19 protein-coding genes are annotated in these 20,688 nt (G+C 68.1%); 9 read left to right on the top strand and 10 right to left on the bottom strand.

The features are described 5' to 3' along the window. Positions 1–15 precede the first annotated feature (15 nt). From ACVCL3_RS14500 to ACVCL3_RS14510, 3 genes are all read right to left on the bottom strand, one after another. Positions 16–1,182 (bottom strand): hypothetical protein, encoded by a 1,167-nt coding sequence (locus ACVCL3_RS14500; RefSeq protein ID WP_395120055.1) that lies wholly within the window; start codon positions 1,180–1,182, stop codon positions 16–18. Between the two features lie 207 nt (positions 1,183–1,389). Continuing rightward, on the bottom strand, positions 1,390–2,634 hold the full coding sequence (locus ACVCL3_RS14505; RefSeq protein WP_447099768.1) for an MFS transporter: 1,245 nt from the start codon (positions 2,632–2,634) through the stop codon (positions 1,390–1,392). A gap of 342 nt (positions 2,635–2,976) precedes the next feature. Continuing rightward, on the bottom strand, positions 2,977–5,190 hold the full coding sequence (locus ACVCL3_RS14510) for a hypothetical protein (protein WP_447099769.1): 2,214 nt from the start codon (positions 5,188–5,190) through the stop codon (positions 2,977–2,979). Between the two features lie 305 nt (positions 5,191–5,495). Between ACVCL3_RS14510 and ACVCL3_RS14515 the strand changes: the two genes are divergently transcribed. Next, complete coding sequence (locus ACVCL3_RS14515; RefSeq protein WP_447099770.1) at positions 5,496–6,332, top strand: class I SAM-dependent methyltransferase; 837 nt, start codon at positions 5,496–5,498, stop codon at positions 6,330–6,332. Positions 6,333–6,721: 389 nt separating this feature from the next. Here the strand turns inward: ACVCL3_RS14515 and ACVCL3_RS14520 are convergent, their stop codons facing one another. Next, complete coding sequence (locus ACVCL3_RS14520; RefSeq protein ID WP_447099771.1) at positions 6,722–7,630, bottom strand: LysR family transcriptional regulator; 909 nt, start codon at positions 7,628–7,630, stop codon at positions 6,722–6,724. A gap of 125 nt (positions 7,631–7,755) precedes the next feature. Here ACVCL3_RS14520 and ACVCL3_RS14525 point away from each other — a divergent pair, with 125 nt between their 5' ends. The 7 genes from ACVCL3_RS14525 to ACVCL3_RS14555 all read left to right on the top strand — a co-directional run bounded on the left by ACVCL3_RS14525 (position 7,756) and on the right by ACVCL3_RS14555 (position 13,729). Beyond that, positions 7,756–8,145, top strand: coding sequence for a DoxX family protein (locus ACVCL3_RS14525; RefSeq protein ID WP_447099772.1), 390 nt, complete (start codon positions 7,756–7,758; stop codon positions 8,143–8,145). Between the two features lie 151 nt (positions 8,146–8,296). Further along, on the top strand, positions 8,297–9,091 hold the full coding sequence (locus ACVCL3_RS14530) for a dioxygenase family protein (protein WP_447101536.1): 795 nt from the start codon (positions 8,297–8,299) through the stop codon (positions 9,089–9,091). Positions 9,092–9,168: 77 nt separating this feature from the next. Then, the gene (locus ACVCL3_RS14535) at positions 9,169–9,948 is read left to right on the top strand and encodes an ABC transporter substrate-binding protein (protein WP_447099773.1); all 780 of its coding nucleotides are present in this window, start codon (positions 9,169–9,171) and stop codon (positions 9,946–9,948) included. Between the two features lie 86 nt (positions 9,949–10,034). Further along, complete coding sequence (creD, locus tag ACVCL3_RS14540; RefSeq protein ID WP_395120047.1) at positions 10,035–11,381, top strand: cell envelope integrity protein CreD; 1,347 nt, start codon at positions 10,035–10,037, stop codon at positions 11,379–11,381. Continuing rightward, complete coding sequence (gene tsaB, locus ACVCL3_RS14545) at positions 11,378–12,070, top strand: tRNA (adenosine(37)-N6)-threonylcarbamoyltransferase complex dimerization subunit type 1 TsaB (RefSeq protein ID WP_395120046.1); 693 nt, start codon at positions 11,378–11,380, stop codon at positions 12,068–12,070. Before creD ends, tsaB begins: the two co-directional genes overlap by 4 nt. Before the next feature lie 225 nt (positions 12,071–12,295). Then, entirely contained in the window at positions 12,296–13,063 is a 768-nt protein-coding gene (locus tag ACVCL3_RS14550; RefSeq protein WP_447099774.1) for a hypothetical protein, read from the top strand. 252 nt (positions 13,064–13,315) lie between these two features. After that, positions 13,316–13,729 carry a DoxX family protein gene (locus tag ACVCL3_RS14555; protein ID WP_447099775.1) on the top strand — a complete coding sequence of 138 codons (414 nt, stop codon included), beginning with the start codon at positions 13,316–13,318 and terminating at the stop codon, positions 13,727–13,729. A 145-nt stretch (positions 13,730–13,874) separates the two neighbouring features. On the opposite strand, the gene ACVCL3_RS14560 is transcribed toward ACVCL3_RS14555, so the two are convergent. Beyond that, entirely contained in the window at positions 13,875–14,915 is a 1,041-nt protein-coding gene (locus tag ACVCL3_RS14560; RefSeq protein ID WP_447099776.1) for a YeiH family protein, read from the bottom strand. An 86-nt stretch (positions 14,916–15,001) separates the two neighbouring features. On the opposite strand from ACVCL3_RS14560, the gene ACVCL3_RS14565 reads away from it, so the two are divergent. Next, on the top strand, positions 15,002–15,877 hold the full coding sequence (locus tag ACVCL3_RS14565; RefSeq protein WP_447099777.1) for a LysR substrate-binding domain-containing protein: 876 nt from the start codon (positions 15,002–15,004) through the stop codon (positions 15,875–15,877). A gap of 73 nt (positions 15,878–15,950) precedes the next feature. Here ACVCL3_RS14565 and ACVCL3_RS14570 read toward each other — a convergent pair whose 3' ends face one another. The 5 genes from ACVCL3_RS14570 to rapZ all read right to left on the bottom strand — a co-directional run bounded on the left by ACVCL3_RS14570 (position 15,951) and on the right by rapZ (position 20,688). After that, entirely contained in the window at positions 15,951–17,102 is a 1,152-nt protein-coding gene (locus ACVCL3_RS14570) for a hypothetical protein (protein ID WP_447099778.1), read from the bottom strand. A gap of 85 nt (positions 17,103–17,187) precedes the next feature. Then, entirely contained in the window at positions 17,188–18,930 is a 1,743-nt protein-coding gene (ptsP, locus tag ACVCL3_RS14575; RefSeq protein ID WP_447099779.1) for a phosphoenolpyruvate--protein phosphotransferase, read from the bottom strand. 150 nt (positions 18,931–19,080) lie between these two features. Beyond that, entirely contained in the window at positions 19,081–19,350 is a 270-nt protein-coding gene (locus tag ACVCL3_RS14580; protein WP_447098206.1) for an HPr family phosphocarrier protein, read from the bottom strand. Positions 19,351–19,358: 8 nt separating this feature from the next. Further along, complete coding sequence (locus ACVCL3_RS14585; protein WP_395120033.1) at positions 19,359–19,751, bottom strand: PTS sugar transporter subunit IIA; 393 nt, start codon at positions 19,749–19,751, stop codon at positions 19,359–19,361. A 34-nt stretch (positions 19,752–19,785) separates the two neighbouring features. Then, positions 19,786–20,688, bottom strand: a complete 903-nt coding sequence (rapZ, locus tag ACVCL3_RS14590; RefSeq protein WP_447098207.1) for an RNase adapter RapZ — start codon at positions 20,686–20,688, stop codon at positions 19,786–19,788.

Consider the following 20,688-nt stretch of genomic DNA (forward strand, 5'->3'; position numbering starts at 1 on the left):
CTCGCCTGCGGCAACTCAGTCGATGTAATCCACCTGAACCCCGGTGCGCCGGCTGAACTGCGCGGCGTTGGTCTGGACGGCGTTGAGGTTGGCGCCGCATTCCCCGCGCGATATGTGCACGGCTCGCACTTGCGCCGGGACCATGCGTACCCGCCGGAAGATGTGTGCCTCGATCAGCAGGTGGTTCTCCGCGCTGTCGGGCCGCGGATTGCCGTTGTGTGCGGAGGCCAGCAAGTCGGCCACCAGGGCTTTCGCGTTGGCCAGGTGGGTCGCGCTGGGATTGGCCTGGTACTGCGATCGGGTCGCCAGCAGGATGGCGCCGCCGAACGTGTTGAAGCTCACCTGGTAAAGCTTGCCGCGATCGCCCTTCGCCTTGAAGCCGCTGCCGTTGGAGACCGGTGTGAAGGTGTCCATCGCAAAGTAGATCGCGTCCTTCTTGAAGCCGTCGTCCAGCTCGAACACGCTTTTGCCGTACTCGGTATTGGAGCCATGCACTCGGCGGCCGTAGTTCAGCGCCGCAAATACCTGGGAGTCCGCCGCCGCCCCGGGCGCACGCACATGGTTGGGGGAGTAATGCATGGTGGCCGGCGCCGTGGTGCCGCCCTGCTTCTTCACGTGCGGCAGCACCAGGCCGGCAGCGCCCACCTGGGTCTTGCCGTCGGCGAACTGGCCGTACAGCGCGTGACGGTCGGCCTTGGCCCGCACATGGGCCGGGTTTTTCGGGTCCTGGTTGGCGGTCAGCGCCGCATCGGTGGTATGCCGATCCCACATGGTGATGTATTCGTCGAAGCCGGGCCCCGTGCCGAACCAGCCGGTTGCGCTGAAATTGATCGTCAGCGGCGCCTGGTTGGCCAGGTTCTGCAACGGGGTCACCACGTTGGCCTTGAGCTCCTGGAGCAGGTCCGTTCCCAACCCGGCCTCGCTCTTGCCGCCAAGCACGCCGCCGACCTTGCGCACCAGGCCACCGGCGGACTTCACGCCGTTGCGCAGCACCAGCATCGTGCGCCAGCGATCCTTGATCTTCTTTGCCTTGCCGCCGAAAGCTTCGCCCCACAGATCCCAGTCGTCGATGAGCTGGAAGATGTCGGCGGCCAACGTATTCGCCGGCCAGTAGCTGTCCACCTGCGTGATTCGACCGCCCACAAAGGTTTGTGCCGCAGCACTGCGCCATTCTCCGCTCATGGAATTTCCCCGGGTCAAGTGACGAAACGGCCATCCCCGCGTGGCGCGGCCGGCCCCCCAATCAGCCCGGCGATGGTACGCCGATGCGAGTTCGGTGCGCACGCGACATGCGCTGCGCGGCCGTCCCGCGGAGCATCCGTCCGGCGGCGCTCGTTGAGCGTCCGGGTGCAGCTTCCATGAGGCGGGACCCCGCTGCTGGCGCGTCGCTCAGTGCGATGCCGGGCGATGCCTGTGCACCTGCCGCGCCACCGGCACCAGCGCCAGCAACGCCATCACGGCAAAACCGGCACCGGCGAGGAAGGTGGCGCGCGAGCCGAACGCGTCCCACAGCGCGCCGGCCACCACGCTGGCTGCCAGCAGGGCCAGCCCGCCGACCAGGTTGAACATGCCGTACGCCGTGCCGCGCAGATCGGCCGGCGCGGCGTCGGCAACCATCGCCGCCAGCAGGCCCTGGGTCATGCCCATGTGCAGTCCCCACAACGCCACGCCCAGCGCCAGCCCCGCCAACCCGCCGACGAAGGCCAGCGCGAGATCCGCCAAAACCAGCACCAGCACGCCCAGCGCGAGCAGCGTGCCGTGGTCGAAACGATCGGCCAGCACGCCGACCGGATAGGACGAGAGCGCATACACCACGTTCAACACCACCAGCACCAGCGGGATCAGCACCAGTCCCAGCCCCAGCTCCTGCGCGCGCAGCACCAGGAAGGCCTCGCTGAAACGGGCCAGGGTGAACACCGCGGCGATCGTCACCACTCCCCAGTACAGCGCGGGCAGGCGTGCCAGCTCTGCGCGCGACAACGGCGAGCGCGCCCGTCTGCTTTCCCGCTCGCCCGGCGCGTCGTGCACGCCGAACAGCACCAGCGCGAACGCGGCAAAACCTGGCAGCACCGCGAACCAGAACACCAGCGGGATGTCGTCGGCGGTCAGCCACATCAACGCGATCGCCAGCCCCGGGCCGAGGAACGCGCCGGTGGTGTCGAGCGACTGGCGCAGACCGAACGAGGCGCCACGCAACTCGGCCGGTGCCAGGTCGGCGATCAGCGCATCGCGCGGCGCGCCACGAATACCCTTGCCGACACGATCCACGAAGCGCGCCGCGACCACCCAGCCGAGCGTGCTCGCCAGCGGAAAGACCGGCTTGGTGCACGCGGCCAGCCCGTAGCCGATCGCCACCAGCAGCTTGCGCCGGCCGAGCCAGTCCGACAGCGCGCCGGAGAACACCTTGGTGATCGCCGCGGTGGATTCGGCGATGCCCTCGATCACGCCGACCGCGAGCGCCGAGGCACCAAGCGCGCCGACCAGGTACACCGGCAGCAGCGCGTGGATCATCTCCGAGGAGGTGTCCATCAGCATGGAGACCATGCCCAGTGCCCAGATGCCGGCCGGAATCCGGCGCAGCGCGGATGGCGTCTTCGCCGCGGCGTGGCGGGGTGCTTCCGGCTGCAGGCTCATCGCGGCGCCTCCTGGGAACTCGCGGGCGGCTCAAGCCGCCCGACGCCCGGGCAGGGTATAGCCGAAAGCGTGGCCGTGCTTGCCAGGCCGAGGCTCGCGGTCCGCAGGCAAGGGTTTTCGTCTGCAGGGGCGGCCGGGTCGCCTTCTATCCGGTATGGCCGGGAGAGGTTGCCGTCGCGCCGCGGCAGCGGCGCGAAATGGCAAAGCCGGCCCGAAGGGTGGCGGGCCGGACGTCTGGAGCGAAAAGAAGGCTGCGCGCCAGGCGCTTGCCGATATCGCGCAAGTACCTGGTGCGCAGCCACAACGGCGGCATCCATGCCGTTGCCTCCATTTGGCCTGCCGTCAGCTGGTGATCTCCAGTGCGAACGAGGCCGTCTCCGCATAGTCGTAACCCTGGATGCGGCCGCTGCCGGTGAAGTGCTTGGCGTACACGTGCAGGGTCACGCTGAAGGTGCACTTGCTCAGCACGACGCTGGGCACCTGCGTGGTGTCGGTCAGCATGGTCTGGAACGTCTCGCTGCCGGAGGACACCGCGCCGCCGGTCTCGCCGACGTCGGTATGGTTGTTGCCGCCCGACGGTGCCGGGCCGAGCGCACCGCTGTTGCCGTTCAGGCCTCGCTGCCAGCCGATGCCGTAGTGCCACATGAACGAATTGCCGTCGCCGTTGCCGGCGTGCTCGACGCCGTGCAGGTGGTAGGCGCGGAAGCCGATGGCGAAGGTGCTCGCCGCCGGGCCCGTCATGAACTGGCACTGGCTGGTGTTGGCGACGCCGTTCTTGCGCAGGTCGACGATATCGCCGCCCACCGGCGTGTTGTCCACCCAGAACACGTGCGCCGCGTCGGCGAACGGCACCGGGTCGGTATCCACCGCGGACATCCAGCGGCGGAATTCGAACGGTTGCGCCGTGCCCGGCCCGCTTGCGCCGTTCGGCTTCACCCGGTTGCCGGCGGCATCGAACACTTCGATGACCAGCATGTACTTGCCGTCGGGGAACTGGCTTTGCGCCGTGTTCCAGCCCTGGTGGAACTGCCCGCTCAGGTAGCGGTGGTCGGGAGAGCTCCAGTACGGCACCTTGAACAGGTCGCTTTCCGCGCCGACGGTGGCCGGGCCCAGCAGTTCCGGTGCGCGCACCACGTCGCCGGGAATGTCCACCAGCTTGTCCCAGGTGACCGAGTCGTTCAGCACGATCGGCGCACCGACCGGCGTGCCGGCATCGCTCAGCGCAAACACCTTCAGGCGGTAGTACTTCACGAGCGGCTCCAGCTCCGGCGAGAACCACAGGCGCAGGCCCAGCCCGCCGCCCCACGGGCAGTCCGGCGCGTACGAGGTGGTGAAGGTGCCGTCGTCGGCATCCAGCGCGCCGACTTGCGACACCCCGGTCTGCACCGGGAAGTTGAAGTGGAAGCTGCCATAGCTGCCGACGTGCTCCAGCATCACGAACGGCAGGTTGCCGTTCGGCGGCGGCTCGCCCGGGCCGTCGGCGCAGACGCGCGCCTGCGGATCGTAGCTGTGGATGTCCGCCGTGCTGCCGGCGGCGAAATACTGGTGTGCGGCCAGCCCGTCGTAGACGACGTGCCAGGCGCCGTTGATCATCTGCCGCACGCGGTAGGCGTAGGTCGTGACGCAATGCTCGTGCGCCAGGTGGAACGGCGGGCGCAGGTAGCAGAGGTCGAAACGGCCACCGGGCTGGATCATCGTCTCGCCGACCTTGCGCACCGAACAGTGGCAGAAGATCGGGTACAGGTACGGGCGCGCCAGCACGTACTCGCGCGCCGCATCTTCCGGCATCGCACGCAGCGCCAGGAAATCCTGGTGCAGGTTTTCCGGTGGCGTGGCGGCAAGATCGAACGCCGCCTTGCGCTGCTGGATGTCGCGCGCCGCGGCACGCAGCGAGCGCGGGTCGAAGGGCGCCGGGTCCGGCCCGGGGATCGGGTCGGGGATCGGGTCCGGCAGCGGTATCGGCAGCACCGCGAGAATCTCGCGCAACCGGTCCAGCAGGTCCGGGATGCGGAACCAGCGGCAACAGCATTCGCGTTCGTAGACCTCCACGACGCCGTCGCACAGTGTCTCGCAACGCAGCGGGAAGCGCAGATGCGGGCGCAGCTCCGCAGTGATCGGCTTGATGCGCGCGACCTGGGCCAGCGCATACATCGGCTGCAGCCGGATATCGTCGAGCAGGTCCCAGAACCACGGCCGGCATTTGCTCACGGTGCCGCTGACGCACTGGAAACGGAAGTGGAAGCGGTTCCAGATATCCGGCCCCAGCACCAGTCCCTGCTTGCGCCACAGGTCGACCTGCTGCGCCACGCGGTAGCGTGCCAGGCTGTCCGTCGGCAATGTCCTGAAATCCTCGACGTCCGGTCCGAACGCGATCGCGCTGGCCTCCCCCGGGTCCAGCCGCAACAGCTTGCCGTCGTAACTGCCCAGCTTCCTGATCGGGCGGCCGCTGACGTCCACCTTGTACGCCGCAAAGCGCGGCGGCTGCTGTCCATCATCGAGTCCGACAAAGGTGACTGTCAGATCCAGCGGTTTTTCCTTTTCGTTGCGACTGGCCATCGTGATCTCCGTGAAGCCTTGGCTGAAGACAGGTGTGTGGTGGCGCCCGTCCCGCGGCATCGGTGCGATCGCGACGCGCGGAACGGCGATGGCCGGCATCGGATTCGCGATGCCGCCATGACGATGGATGAGCAAGCCGTGTGCCACGGCCTTGCATGCCGCGCGGGCGCGCCGCGCCTGCGCCGCGACGCCGCACGGCGCGGGCGCATGGGGCAGGGGTGACCCGGTTTCGATATGCGCTGGGTGGCGCGTCACCCGCGCGGGGAGCGCAAACCCTTTACCCTTGGTGGCGCGTGCTCGACGACGTGGTGCAGGCGCTGGAGCAGCGTGGATTTGCGAAGCGCCCGCCGAGGCCCATGCACGAACCCGGAAGAAAACGCATGTCCGTTGAACGAGGTGATCGCGCCGCCCACTGGTTCCAGGCCGGCGGACAGAACTACGCCAGATTCCGCCCGGAGTATCCTCCGGCACTGGCTGCCTTCCTGGCGCAGGCCGCGCCCGACACCTGCTTCGCCGTCGATGTCGGCTGTGGCACCGGTCAGTTGACGGTGCAGCTCGGCGCGCACTTCGACGCCGTGCTCGGCCTCGACCCCAGCGCCGACCAGATCGCGCATGCGCCAGCCAGCGAACGCGTGCGATATGCCCAGGCCCCCGCCGAACACCTGCCCGTGCCCGATCGCAGCGCGAGCCTGGTGACTGCCGCGCAAGCCGCCCATTGGTTCGACGTCCCCGCGTTCCATGCCGAGGTCCGGCGCATCGCCCGGCCCGGCGCCCTGCTGGCGTTGGTCAGTTACGGCGTGCCGAAACTGGACGAGGCGCTGGATGCTTGCTTCCTGCGCTTCTACCGCGAAGGCATCGGTCGCTTCTGGCCGCCGCAACGGCAGCTGGTCGACCGCGGCTACGCCGACCTCGACTTTCCGTTCGCGGAGTTCCCGCCGCCGCCGATGGCGATACGCAAAGCCTGGTCGCTCGACGAACTCATGGGCTACATCGCGACCTGGTCGGCGGTGAAACATGCCGTGCAGGAAGGCCATGGCCAGGTGCTCGAGCGCTTCTCCATGGAGCTGGCCGCGCTCTGGGGCGATCCGGAAACACGACGGCCGGTGACCTGGCCCATCAACATGCGCATGGGGATCGTGTGAGTCCGCCAAAGCGGCTGGAAGATCAGGCTGCTCCTGCTACGCCAGAGCAGCGCCGCGGATCGAATTCCGTCGATTTCGACGGAATTGAGGCGTAGCTGCCGGAAAAGAGCATGGCCTGTCGTCCCGTCGCCGCTGCACGGGAAGCCCGGGTAGAGCACAATCGCGGCCCGCACTTTTCAGGAGAGCCGGCTCCCCGCGCCTCAGCACACTCTGTCTAGCCTGCGAAGGCAGGCATTGCACTTCAGTCGTCAGGCGACTAAGCAATGAGGCACACGACGCACATCGCTGTGGAGCGCGCTTGCGCGCGATGCTTTTGCTTGCACGGCTGCTCCGGTTTGCGGAACAAGAGCTTTCGACTGCCGAAGGCGATTGATCGCTCTGTGCGGCGATCAGCGCGACACATCCCACCCCGGCACCGCAAACGCCTCCACCAGAAAATCCACCAGCCTTCGCGTCTTGATCGGCAGATGCTTGCGCGAGGGATACACCGCGTGGATGCCGAGCGTCATCGCGCGCCAGGTCGGCAGCAGTTCGACCAGGTCGCCGCGGCGCAGGTCGTCGGCGATGATGAAGTCTGGTTGCAGGATGATGCCCTGGTGCTCGAGCGCGGCGGCGCGGCAGGTGTCGCCGTTGTTGGCGTGGATGCGCGCGTGGGTGCGCACGACGACGGAGGTGTCGTCGGGGGCGGTGAAGGTCCACTCGTCGCGGGCGGCGAAGTAGCTGTAGGAGATCACTTCGTGCTGCGCCAGCTCGGCGGGGTGCGTGGGCGTGCCGTGTTGCGCCAGGTAAGCCGGGGATGCGCAGCAGACCATGCGGGTCGTCGCCAGTTGCCGGCTGACCAGTTGCGAGTTCGGCAGGTTGGTGATGCGCACGGCCAGGTCGTAGCCCTCCTCGACGAGATCCACCACGCGATCGCTGAGTTCGATGTCCAGCGACACCTTCGGGTAGAGCTGCGCGAAGTGCGGCCACAGCGGGGCCAGACGCAATACGCCGAAACTGAGCGGCGCATTGATGCGCAGCCGTCCACTGGGCTCGCCGCTGCGCGAACTGATTTCCGATTCCGCCTCGTCGACCGCGGCCAGCATCTCCTTGGCCCGGGCGAAGAACAGCTGGCCGTCGTCGGTCAGCGACAGCCGCCGCGTGGTCCGGTGCAGCAGGCGTGCACCAAGACGTTGTTCGAGTTCGCCGACATGGCGCGATACCGCGGCCTTGGACAGGCCGGTCGCATCCGCAGCGCCGACGAAGCTGCCGGCCTCCACCACGGCCACGAAGCTGGCCATTTCCTGGAATTTGTCCACGGCCCGGTCCTTTTGTCTCGTTTTTCGGAACAGTCAGTCAACCTATGTCCAGTTTATCGGCGTTTCTTTGGCGAATAGAGTACCTCCCATCAAGCCGCTCCATCACCCATACCCAAGGAATCGTCATGAACGCTTCGCTCGCACTGCTCGGCCGCATCGGCCTGTCATTGATCTTCATCATTTCCGGCTGGGGCAAGATTGCCGCCTACGCCGGCACCCAGCAGTACATGGAATCCGCGGGTTTGCCGGGGGCGCTGCTGCCGCTGGTGATCGCGCTGGAACTCGGCGGTGGCCTGTCCATCCTCACCGGTGCATTCACCCGCTGGATCGCACTGGCGATGGCCGCGTTCGCGCTGGCCAGTGCCGCCGTGTTCCACGCCCACTTCGACGATGCCGCCCAGTCAATCAACTTCTGGAAGAACGTGGCGATGGCCGGCGGCTTCCTGATGGTCGCCGCGCACGGCGCCGGCACGCTCAGCCTCGATCATTTGTGGAACAAGCGCCGCAACGCGTGACAGTTGCGGCATCGACCCGTGCATCCTCCAGCAGCAGGCGCGCTGCGCCTGTTGCCCGATGGAGCTTCCGGACATCCGTCGTCATTCCCGCGCAAGCGGGAATGACGAGCAAGGGATTCAAGCCTTCCAGACTTTCCAGGCAGGAGCTGCCATGACCACCGCCCCTTCGCTCTTCATCTCCCACGGTTCGCCGATGTTCGCGCTGGAGCCGGGCCTGTTGGGCCCGAACCTGCGCGCCATCGGCGCGTCGCTGTCCGCCATTACCGCCGTGCTGGTGGTGTCGCCACATTGGCAGACGCGAGGCGTGCGTATCGGTAACAGCGACGCGCCGGAAACCATCCACGATTTCGGCGGCTTCCCCGAGCCGCTGTATCAGCTGCAATACCCCGCGCCGGGCACACCGGCGCTGGCGCAGGATGCTGCGCGCCTGCTCGCGTCGGCGGGTTTTGAAGTGGCCCTCGACGAACGTCGCGGCCTCGACCACGGCGCGTGGGTGCCGATGCGCTATCTGTTCCCCGACGCCGACGTGCCGGTGTTCCAGGTTTCGCTGCCGCAGGGTATCGATGCGGCCGGCGCCCTGCGACTGGGCCAGGCGCTGGCGCCGCTGCGCGAGCGCGGCGTGCTGGTGGTCGGTTCCGGCAGCCTTACCCACAACCTGTACGAATTCCGCCAGCACATCCGCGATCCGGAATACGCACAGGAATTCGCCGACTGGGTTCGCGATGCAGTGGCCGCGCGTGATATTGATGCGCTGGTCGATTACCGTCGCCGCGCGCCCCACGGCGAGCGCGCGCATCCGACCGAGGAGCATTACTTGCCGCTGTTGGTGGCGGTGGGTGCAAGCACCAGCGCGGACGCGTCGCGATTGGTTGAAGGCGGCATGACTTACGGCGTGTTGTCGATGGATTCGTTTGCGTTCGGCTTGCCGGAAGCAAGCCCGGGCTGAGCACGGCCGGCAGGCACGCCTTGGCTCGCACGCAGGCATTGCGCCACACTGCGGCAGTTCCCGACGCCGGCATGCCGATGCGCATCTTCTCCCACACCTGCTCCAACACCGAGATCGTCTGCGCGCTGGGCTGCGCCGACCAGCTGGTGGGCGTGGATGCGGATTCCGATTACCCGCCCGACGTGGTGGCGCGGTTGCCCAGTACCGGGCGCGATCTGGATCTGGACGTGGAGGCGGTGCAGGCGCTGGAACCGGACCTGGTGCTGAGTTCGCTGACCGTGCCGGGGCACGAGCAGGTGGTCGCCGAGCTGCATGCGGCGGGGCTGGCCACCCTGGTGTGCGATCCGCAATCACTGGATGACGTGTACGACGACATCCGGCGCATCGCCGCCGCGTTGGGCGTGGTCGAACGCGGCGCCTCGCTGGTGGCGTCGATGCGTGCGGCGATGCCGGCGGCGGAGGTGCCCGGCGCGCGTCCGCGCGTGCTGGTGGAATGGTGGCCCAAGCCGGTGATCGCGGTGGCCCGGCAGTCGTGGGTGAACGACATCATCCACCTTGCCGGCGGCATCAACCCGTGGGGCGAGGTGGATGCCCGCAGCGTGCCGTTGCACTATGCCGACGCGGCGGCCGAGCGCCCCGACATCGTGGTGATGAGCTGGTGCGGCGTGAAGGTGGAGAACTACCGCGCCGACAAGGTGCGCGGGCGCCCGGACTGGGCCGAGGTGCCGGCAGTGCAGCACGACCGCATCCATGCGATCAGCGAGGCCTACCTTGGCCGGCCCGGTCCACGGCTGGTCGAGGGCTATCGGCAGTTGCGCGCCGCCATCGTGGCTGCCGGCTCCCCCGCGATGCCATGACTCGGCCCGCATCCCGCCCGCCGTCGCCCGCTGCAAGGCCGCCCGCACTGGTGTGATCGACGCTCCGCCAACGGGGAGTGAATGCGATGGGCAAGTGGACACAGACAGTGACCGCCAAGGTGCTGGGGGTCGGGTTGCTGGCGTTGCTGATGACGATACCGCTGCTGCAAGTGCGTGGCCTGGTCAGTGAGCGCCAGCAGCTGCGCACGACGGCGATCACGCAGATCGCGCAGGGTTGGGGCGGCAAGCAGGTGCTGGGCGGGCCGCTGCTGGTGGTGCCGACGCTGCGCGAGGTGACGCCGGCGGGTGCCACCACGCCGCAGTGGCAGGCCGGCAGCGAAAGCATCCTGGCCGACACGCTGGCGATGGACGTGGCGATGAGCGTGGACACACGCAGCTACGGCATCTACAGCGCGCCGGTGTACGTGGCCACGGTGAAGCTGGCTGCGCAGTTCCGCGCGCAGGATCTGGCCCAGTTCCGCCGCGCCAGCGATGCGCCGTGGCGGGCCGGCAAGGCCGAGCTGCGGTTGGCGCTGGCCGACCTGCGCGGCCTGCAGGAAGTGAGCGAGCTGCGCATCAACGGCCAGCCGGCACGCTTCGAATCCTCCGCCGAGCGGCTCGGCCCGTGGCCGAACGTGGTGGTGCCGATCGACCTGGATGCGCTGGGCGCCCAGCCGGTCGACGTGCAGATCACCTTGAAGCTCGCCGGCACCGAGGCGTTGCAATGGCTGCCGCTGGCGCGCAGCACCGACGTCAAGATGCACGCGCCGTGGAACGATCCCAGCTTCATCGGCGCGGCGCTGCCGCTGGAACACAGGATCGACGCCACCGGATTCAGCGCACGCTGGCATCTGCTCGACCTCAACCGCAGCTACGGCCAGCACTGGACCGATCGCGAGCACATCGACGCCGCGCTGGCGTCGTCGAGTTTCGGCGTGCAGCTTTACCAGCCGGTCGACGTGTACCAGCGCAACGTGCGCGCGGGGAAATACGGGCTGCTGTTCATCGCGATGACCTTCGTGGCGTTCTTCCTGTTCGAGGTGCTCAAGCGGCTGCGCGTGCATCCGGTGCAATACCTGTTGGTCGGCGCGGCGCTGGCCACGTTCTACGTGGTGCTGCTGGCGTTGTCCGAACAGGTCGGGTTCGGCCCGGCCTATGCGCTGGCCGCCGCCGCGGTGGTGCTGCTGGTGGGCGGCTATGCGATGGCGGTGCTGCGCGCGCGGCGCGCCGGCGCGTTGCTCGGCGGCGTGCTCGGCCTGATCTACGCGATGCTGTACGGGTTGATCGCCGCCGAGCAATACGCGCTGCTGGTCGGCGCGCTGGTGTTGCTGGCGGTGGTCGGCCTGATGATGTTCCTGACCCGGCGCATCGACTGGTATGCCTGCGGCCCTGCGTCGGGCGAGTCGCCAGCCGCTATCATGGAGCGATCATGAACCTGCTTGCGATCGAAACCGCCACCGAAGCCTGCTCCGTCGCCCTGATCCACGGCGAAGAACTGATCGCCCGCAGCGAAATCGCGCCGCGCCGGCACACCGAGCTGGTGCTGCCGATGGCCGACGCGCTGCTGGCCGAAGCCGGCATCGGCCGCCACGCGCTCGACGCGATCGCGGTGGGCCGCGGCCCCGGCGCGTTCACCGGCGTGCGCCTGGGCGTGTCGCTGGCGCAGGGCATGGCGTTGGCGCTGGACTTGCCGGTAGTCACCATTTCCTCGCTGGCCGCGCTGGCGCTGGAGGCGCCGGAAGAAGCGGGCACCGCGATCCTCGCCGTGATCGACGCGCGCATGGGCGAGATCTACGCCGCCAGCTATCGCCGCGACGACAACGGCGGCCTGCTGGCGCTGGACGAGGAGCGCATCTGCACCGCCGAGACCCTGGAGCTGCCCGTGGCCGCCGCCTGGCAGGTGGTCGGCAGCGGTTGGGCCACGTATGCGCCGACGATCAGCCAGCGCCTCAGCGGTGCGCTGCATTCGGCCGACGGCCTGCGCTATCCGCAGGCCGCGCATGTTGCCGAACTGGCGCTGCGCGAGTTCCGCGCCGGTCACCTGCTGGCGCCGGAGCAGGCCTTGCCGGTGTACCTGCGCGACAAGGTGGCGTTGACCCTGGCGGAGCAGGGGCGGGCCTGAGGCTCCCGCGGCGAGCACCCGCGATCGCGCGGTCATCGTCGCATAGCATGTTCCGCGCCAGCAGCGCCCGGCGAGACCCCCGTTTCCCGGAATTTATTTTCTGCCGAGGGCCCGCCGGCGGCCGGATGGCGCGCGCATACTCGCGCGGTTGGGCCGCTGCCACATGCGTGGCGGCGGTGACCCGACACCATGCGGGCAGGGTCTTCGACCCTGCGGGGAGGACTCATGAAAGGCATTGCACTGAGTGTGTTGTCTGCGGGTTTGCTGTTGGCAATGGGCGGCGCAGCCGCGGCCGACGCGCCCGCGAAGGTCTCGCGCATCTACACCGACACCGTGGCACCGGCTAGCCAGCAGGCTTATCTCGCCGGCATCAAGAGCTACAACAAGTGCCTGAGCGAGCACGGCTTCAAATACGCCTGGACGGCACTGACCCATGAAACCGGCGATGTCTACGCCTATTCGTACGTCTCCGACCCCGTCAGCTGGGCGGATTTCGACGCGATGCGCACGCAGGGCAAAGCCTGCGACGCGACGTTCCAGCAGCAGGTGAACCCGCACCTCAAGAGCGAGTCCAGTGCGTTCATCCAGGAGGAGGCCGAGATGAGCCACACGACACCGAAAGGGATGTCGGGCGACCTCATGGAGATCACCTACTTCAAGCTCAAGCACGGCTACATGCACGACAAGACATTCGTCGACATGGCGAAGAAGATCGCCGCGGCGGCGGCGAAATCGAAATGGGCCTACCCCTACCGTTTCGTGCGGGTCATCGACGGCGGTGCAGATGCGCCCGACTTCATGGTGGTGAGCTATGCGCCCAGCTGGGCCGAACTTGGCGCCGACGCCGACCCCAGCCTGTGGAAGATGGTCGAAGGGGTCTACGGCAAGGATGCGACAACGGACCTCCGCAAGACGCTCAGTGAGGTGACCGAGATGAACGCGTCGCACATCGACCGGCGCGACGCGGAGTTGACCTACACCCCCGCCCATTGATTGCCCGCATGAAGCCGGCGACCGCTTTCCCCGCGTGCGGGGAAAGCGGCCCGGAAGACCGGGCGCCACGGCGCCACGCATGGTCGTCCCGGCACCGGTGTACACCTCGATCGAATGGCGTAGGATGACCGCGAGGGCCTCGCCGGGCATCGCGTGGATGGCGTCCACGCATTCGCCACGGTGCGGCGGCGAGCCTGGTCCGCAGCGCGAAGGTGCGCTGCGCTGATGAGGCCGACGGCGAGGGAGGAAACCATGCGCTACGACCTGTTCGCGAATCGCAAAGACGAGCTGATCCTGCTGGCCCGCATCCTGCTCATGGTGCTGTTCGTGAAGTTCGGGCTGGACAAGCTCACCGGCTTCACCGCCACCGTCACCTACATGACCTCCACCGGCATGCCGCTACCGGGGCTGCTGACCCTGATCGCGGTGCTGATGGAGTTCGTCGTGGGCATCCTGATCGTGCTCGGCTTCTACACCCGGCCGCTGGCGTTCGCGCTGGGCCTGTACACCCTGGCCGCGGCACTGATCGGCCACCGCTACTGGAACATGGAAGGCATGGCCCACTACCTGAGCATGATCAGCTTCTACAAGAACATCAGCATCGTCGGCGGCCTGATCCTGCTCGGCCTCACCGGGCCCGGGAAATATTCGCTGGACAAGCGCTAGCCGGCGTCTGAGCGACCTGATTTTTGTTCGTCATTCCTGCGCAAGCAGGAATCCAGTGCCTCTGTGTCCAATCACTTGAAGGCGCTGGATCCCGGCCTTCGCCGGGATGACGAGCAAAAGCAGACCTTCCGCGGGTCAGCTGCGGTCAGAGCCGCCCGATCAGCAACTGCACCAGCAGGCTGCTCACCGCCACCGCGATCCACACGCCCAGCCCCAGCAGGATCGGTCGCGCACCGCTGGAAACCATCTTGCGCAGGTTGGCGGAGAGCCCGATCGCGGTGAGCGCCACGATGATCATGAACTCGGCCAGCATGTGCAGCGCCGGCTGGATCGCGACCGGCACCAGGCCCAGCGTGCGGATGCCCGAGGCCACCACGAACCACAGGATGAACCACGGGAAGATGCGCGCCAGGCTGAAGCCGACGCCGTCGCCGGCCTGCGCGTGCTGGCGCTTCTCGCGCGCCGCCACCACGAAGGCGAGCACCAGGCAGATCGGGATGATCAGCGTGGCGCGGGTCAGCTTGACGATGGTGGCGTAGTCGCCGGCGGCATGGCTGTAGCTGTAGCCGGCGGCCACCACCGACGAGGTGTCGTTGATCGCGGTGCCGGCCCACAGGCCGAAACCGAGATCCGACAGGTTCAGCAGGTGGCCGAGCAGCGGAAACAGCAGCACCGCGATGACGTTGAACAGGAAGATGGTGGAGATCGCGAACGCGGTGTCATGGTCGTCCGGCTTGATGATCGGCGTCACTGCGGCGATCGCCGAGCCGCCGCAGATCGCCGTGCCCACGCCGATCAGGATCTTCAGCTTGTCGTGCACGCCCAGCCAGCGCCCCAGCAGCCACGCGCTGAGAAACGCCACGCTCATCGTGATCAGGGTCACCCACAGCGACTCCAGCCCGGTCTTCGCCACCTGGGTCAGGCTGAGTCCGAAGCCCAGCGCGATGATCGACCACTGCAGCACCTGCTTGCCGCCGAACTGGATGCCCGGCGTGAAGCGCGCATCCGGCGCAAACACGTTGCGCACGATGATCCCCAGCACGATGCCGAACACCGGCCCGCCGATCAGCGGCACCCAGCGTCCCAGCAGCAGCGCCAGCACGCCGATCGCCACGGCCAGCGCCAGGCCGGGTGCGCGGTTGCGCAGGGAGGGTTTGGGGGCGGCAGCGATCGGGGAGGCGTTCATGGGGACTCCGCAGGAAGCCGCCATTGTCGGGTGGGCCAGCCATCAATAGAACTTTGAACTTCTGATTACGTGTATAAGATGCCTTGATGGTAAACATCAGCCCGCGCCAACTGGATGTGTTCGTGCAGGTCGCAGTGCTCGGCAGCGTGCGCGCGGCGGCCGAACGCCTGCACCTTACCCAGCCCGCCGCCAGCATGGCGCTGGCCGAGATGGAGCGCCAACTCGACGCGCCGGTGTTCGATCGCCAGCGCGGCCGATTGCACCTCAACGCGCGCGGGCGCGAGCTGCTGCCGCTGGCGCAGGAACTGCTGGAGCGCCACGCCGAATTCGGCCGCCGCGCGCGCGCCGAGGGTGCCGCGCTGGCCGGCGAGCTGCGCATCGGCGCCAGCAATACGGTGGGCAATTATCGCGTCGGTGAACTACTGGGCGCCTTCGTGCGCGCCAACCCGCAGGTGGCGATCCGCCTGCGCGTGGCCAACACCGAAACGATCGCCGCCGCCATGCTCGACCACGGCCTGGACATCGGCTGCGTCGAAGGCCCGGTGACGCATCCTCAACTCGAAGTGCGCCCGTGGCGCGACGACCTGTTGGTGGTCTGCGCGCCGCCGGACCATCCGCTGGCGCGCAAGCGCGGCCTGAAACCGGCCGATTTCGCCGGCGCGCGCTGGGTGCTGCGCGAACCCGGCTCGGCCACCCGCGCCACCAGCGAACGCGTGCTCTCGCAACTGCCGCCCGGCGAAACCGTGCTGGAACTCGACCAGATCGAGGCGATCAAGCAGGTCGTGGTCGCCGGCCTCGGCATCGCCTGCCTCCCCGCCGTGGCCATCACCGACGCCGTCGCCGCCGGTCACCTCAATGCCCTGCGCACGCCTTTCCTCGACCTGCGCCGCAAACTCTCCCTGCTGCTGCATCGGCAGAAATACCGCGGCGCGCTGCTGGATGCGTTCCTGGCGAAGCTGTAGGGCGGGCACGGCCCGCGAAAAAAGGGGACGGAAAAAGGGAGCGTGAGGAAGTGCGGGTGCATGGGTTCCTTCCTCATCGCTGCATGGCCACTGCCTGCTGCGCCTGCACCTCCCGTCCCGCCTGCAGCGCCAGCTGCTGGTTGAGTTGTTGCCCCGCCGCCAGCCACGCCTGCCCCTGTTCCGACTGCAGGTATTGCTGGCCGATCGAACGCATGGCGTCGATGTCCATCGTGCGCGCGGCCGCGACCAGCGCATCGAACATGGCGCGATCGGAACTTGCCGGCATGATCGGCGGCGCCGTGTGTGCGGATGCGGATGTCGGGTCGGGAGACGTTGGCACGGATTCGGCCGGAGCTGGATGATGATCGGGTCCGATGGCGCCGCGCTCGATCGGCGCATGCAGCTGCGTCGCCCGCCACTCTTCGTACTTCTGCGCGATCAACTGTCTGCCGTAGTCCGCATTCGCGCGAACGGCCGACTGTTGCAGCTGGCTGAGTCGCGACAGCTCCTCGCCGCTCGCCCCGTGCGTCTCGTGGATCACCACCCTGCCGATCAGCCGCGTTTCCTCCCTGCTGAAATGCCCGTGGCCGTCGGCGTTCCAGGCGTGCCCGGTCTGCGGGTCGGTGATGTGCTTCTCGCTGGCCAGCCCGAGAGCCTGGGTAACAACCTCGGGCAGAGGACCGGTCTCGCTCCAGCCCTTGCCGTAGTAATCCATCACGTAGGCGTTGGCCACGGCCTCGGCGTAGTGCGTGTTGTTGAACTTGCGGTTGGCGGCGAGCTGGTCCAGCGCCTTGGCGGTCTGCGCATCGGCAGGCCGGTCCACCGTCGTGAAAGCAGGAATGCCGAAGCTGTTGTTGGGCAGGCCGGGGAGTTCCACCGTCTGCGCCCAGCCAGTGCGTGTGGCGTGCCAGCGGATGCCATCCAGCTCGATCAGCCGCGTGTCCTGCGTGGCCGGATTGGCCAGCGCCAATGCGGTGATCGCGGTCATGCGCTGGTAGTCCAGTTGCGCCACCTGCTTGGCCGGTGCCGTCGTCACCCTCGCCTGCATCGATGCCGCGCCGTAGGGGTTCGGTACCGAGGTAGCGGGGTCCAGTTGATAGTGCGTGTGCTTCCAGGCGCCGCCCTCGTACACATAGCTGACGCCGTCGGCACCGGTCTGATAATTGACCTTGTGCTCGGTGATCATCACGGCGATCTTGTCGCCCGCTACCAATAAAGGGGACATGGCTAATTAAGCCCTGCAGGCAGCTCGCCGTGCCATACGACGCACGAATTCAATTAGCCACGTCCATTCCCATTATTCGCCGACATCAGGGCGCGGCGTTCCCGAGGATCGTGTTCAACGTGGCCGCCACCTGCTCGTGGGTATGTGCGCGCAGCAGTGCCGCGGCGTGGCGGCGCAGGTGGGCGCGGTCGAGCGCGGCGAGGCGGTCGCGGACCTGCAGGATCTGGCTTGGGTGCATGCTGAACTCGTTGAGGCCGAGCATCAGCAGCAGTGCGGTGAAGCTGATGTCGCCGGCGATCTCGCCGCACAGGCTCACCGGCTTCTTCGCGCGGCGGCCGGCGCCGATCACGTGCGAGAGCAGGCGCAGCAGGGCCGGTTGCAGCGGGGTGTAGATGTTGTCCAGCGCATCGTTGCCGCGGTCGGCGGCGAGCACGTACTGGGCCAGGTCGTTGGTGCCGATGGCGAGGAAGTCGCTGTGTTCCAGCAGCGCGCGCACGTTGATCGCCGCGGCGGGCACTTCGATCATGGCGCCCAGCGGCAGTTTCTCCGGCAGGTCGATGTTCTCGCGCTTGAGCTCCTGCCGCGCCAGCTTGAACAGGGTGCGCACGGCGATCAGCTCGTCCGGCTGGGTCACCATCGGCACCAGCACGCGCACCGGGCCGTAGCACGCGGCGCGCAGGATCGCGCGGATCTGGGTGGTGAACACGGCCGGGTAGCGCAACGACAGGCGCACGCCGCGCACGCCGAGCGCGGGGTTGTCCTCGCCGCGCAGCGTCAGTCCGGCGGCGTCGGCCTTGTCGGCGCCGAGATCCAGCGTGCGGATCGTCACCGGCAGGCCGCCCATGCCCATCACCAGGTCGCGATAGGCGATGAACTGTTCGTCCTCGGAGGGCAGCGCGCGCTTGCGCAGGAACAGGAACTCGGTGCGATAGAGGCCCACGCCGTCCGCGCCGCGGGCGCGTGCCATCGCCACGTCGGCGGGGGTTTCGGCATTGGCCAGCAGGGCGATCTCGACGCCGTCGCGGGTGCGCGTGGGCGCGTTGGCCAGCTTGGCCAGGCGGCGCCCTTCGTCGGCGGCTTGGCGCTGCCAGGCGCGGTAGCGCGACAGGTCCTGCGCGGTGGGATGCACCACCGTTTCGCCGCGCTCGGCGTCGAGCAGGATCAGGTCGTCGTCGTGGATGTCGGCCAGCGCGTCGCGCGTACCCACCAGCATCGGCAGGCCGAGGCTGCGCGCCAGGATCGCGCTGTGCGAGTAGGCGCTGCCGGAGCTGGCGACGACGCCGAGCAGCCCGGCGCCGGCCAGTTGCGCCATGTCGGCGGGGGCGATCGAGTCGGCGATCAGGATCTCGCCGACGCGGGCGGCCAGCTTGCGTTCCTCCGGGCTGGTCTGGCGCTGCAGCGCGGAGATCACCCGGTTGATCACCTGCTCGACGTCCTCCTTGCGGCTGCGCAGGTAGGGGTCGTCCATCGCCTCGAACACGGCGGCGAGGCGGTCACGTTGTTTTTTCAGCGCCGCGCCGGGTCGGTAGCGGCCGACCCGCACCAGGTCGTCCAGCCCGCGCAGCAGTTCGGCATCGTCCAGCAGCAGGCTGTGCGCGTCGATGAACTCGTTGACCTCGCGTGCCAGCGCGCCGTGCAGCTTGCCGCGCAACTCGCGCAGTTCCTGCCGCGCGGTCTCCAGCGCCCGGTGCAGCAGCTGCAATTGCTCCTCGACCTCGCCCTCGTCCAGTGGCCGGGTGTCGACGGCGTAGCGGCTCGGCTGCACCAGCCGCGCCCGTCCGAGCGCCATGCCGCGCGCCGCCAGCGTGCCGGGGAGGACGTGTCTCACGATTGGCCGCCTTGGGGGCCAATCGCGGGAATAGGGAATAGGGAATAGGGAATAGGCAAAGCAGAAAGCAAGGTGCTTGCGGGAAGCGGGGCGCTCGCGGGCACTCCGCTTCTTACCATTTCCGATTCCCTATTCCCGATTCCCTGCATCTCAGGCTCCCTCGTCGAACTTGCGCTCGAACAGCGCGATCACCGCCGCCAGAGCGGCTTCTTCGTCGGGGCCGTCGGCACGCACGGACAGCGGCGTGCCGATGCCGGCGGCGAGCATCATTACGCCCATGATGCTTTGTGCGTTGACCTCGCGGCCCTTGCTGACCAGCCAGACGGTGGATTTGAAGCCCTGCACCAGTTGCACCAGCTTGGCCGAGGCGCGGGCGTGCAGGCCGAGCTTGTTGGAGACGACGATTTCTTGTTCGAGCATGGGCAGTGTCAGGCGTGGTCGATGAAGATGCCGCCGCGACCGCCGCTGGCGGCGATTTCGGCCAGTTCGTCGAGCGGCTTCTCCGCGTAGTTGAGGACGCGCAGCAGCATCGGCAGGTTGAGCCCCGACACGCAGCGCAGGTGCACGCCGAGCGCGCCCAGCGACAGGCCGATGTTGCACGGGGTGGCGCCGTACAGGTCGGCCAGGATCAGCACGCCGCCGCCCTGGTCCAGCTCGCGCGCGTGGTGGGCGGTGAGCGAGCGCATGACCTCCGGGTCGGCCTCCGGCGGCACTTCCACCGCGGCCACCCGCAGCGGCAGCTGCGGCATCACGTGGCGCGCGGCGGAGATCAGCGCGTGGCCGACCGCCTCGTGGGTCATCAGCAGCACGCCGACGCTCATGGGGTTGGCCTCGCCGGGTGGCTCGCGCGCATCATCATTCGAGCTCGCGGTGGAAGGTGAGCACGCCTTCGCGCTGGCTGCGGTAGTGCGCGGCGAGCTTCTCCACCAGATAGACCGAGCGGTGGCGTCCGCCGGTGCAGCCGATGGAGACGGTCAGGTAGCTGCGGTCGTCCTGTTCGAAGCGCGGAATCCAGCGGTCGAGCCAGCTCGCGGTGTCGGCGAAGTACTCGCCCACCATGGGCTCGGCGTCGAGGTATTCGCGCACCGGCGCGTCCTTGCCCGACAACGGCCGCAGATGCGGTTGCCAGTGCGGGTTGGGCAGGCAGCGCGCATCGAACACGAAATCCGCATCCAGTGGCAGTCCGCGCTTGAACGCGAACGACTGGAACATCAGGGTCAGTCCCTCGGTGGCCTGCGCGTAGCCGGTGGCGACCAGCCGGCGCAGCTGGTGCACGTTGAGGTCGCTGGAATCGATCACCTTCTCGGCGATCGCCATCAGCGGGCGCAGCAGGCGGCGCTCCTCGACGATCGCATCGGCGAGCGACACGCCGCGCAAGGCCAGCGGGTGGCGCCGGCGGGTTTCCGAGTAGCGCTTGATCAGCACCTCGTCGCGGCAGTCGAGGAAGATCAGGTGCGGCTCCACCCCGGAGGCGGCCAGCTCGGACAACACATGGGGCAGGTGGGCGAAGTCCTCGCCGCGATTGCGCACGTCCATGCCCACCGCGATGCGCCGGCGCCGGCTGCTGCGATCCTGCAGCACGGCCTGCACCAAGTGCGGCAGCAGGCTGCCGGGCAGGTTGTCGACGCAGTAGAACTCCAGATCCTCCAGCGCGCGCAGCGCCACCGTCTTGCCGCCGCCGGACAGGCCGGTGAGCACGATCAGGTGGATTCCCTCGCGGGCGTTGAAGGGGGTCAGCGGCGGCTCGTTCTCGTTCAT

Source organism: Rhodanobacter sp. UC4437_H4 (assembly GCF_052978425.1).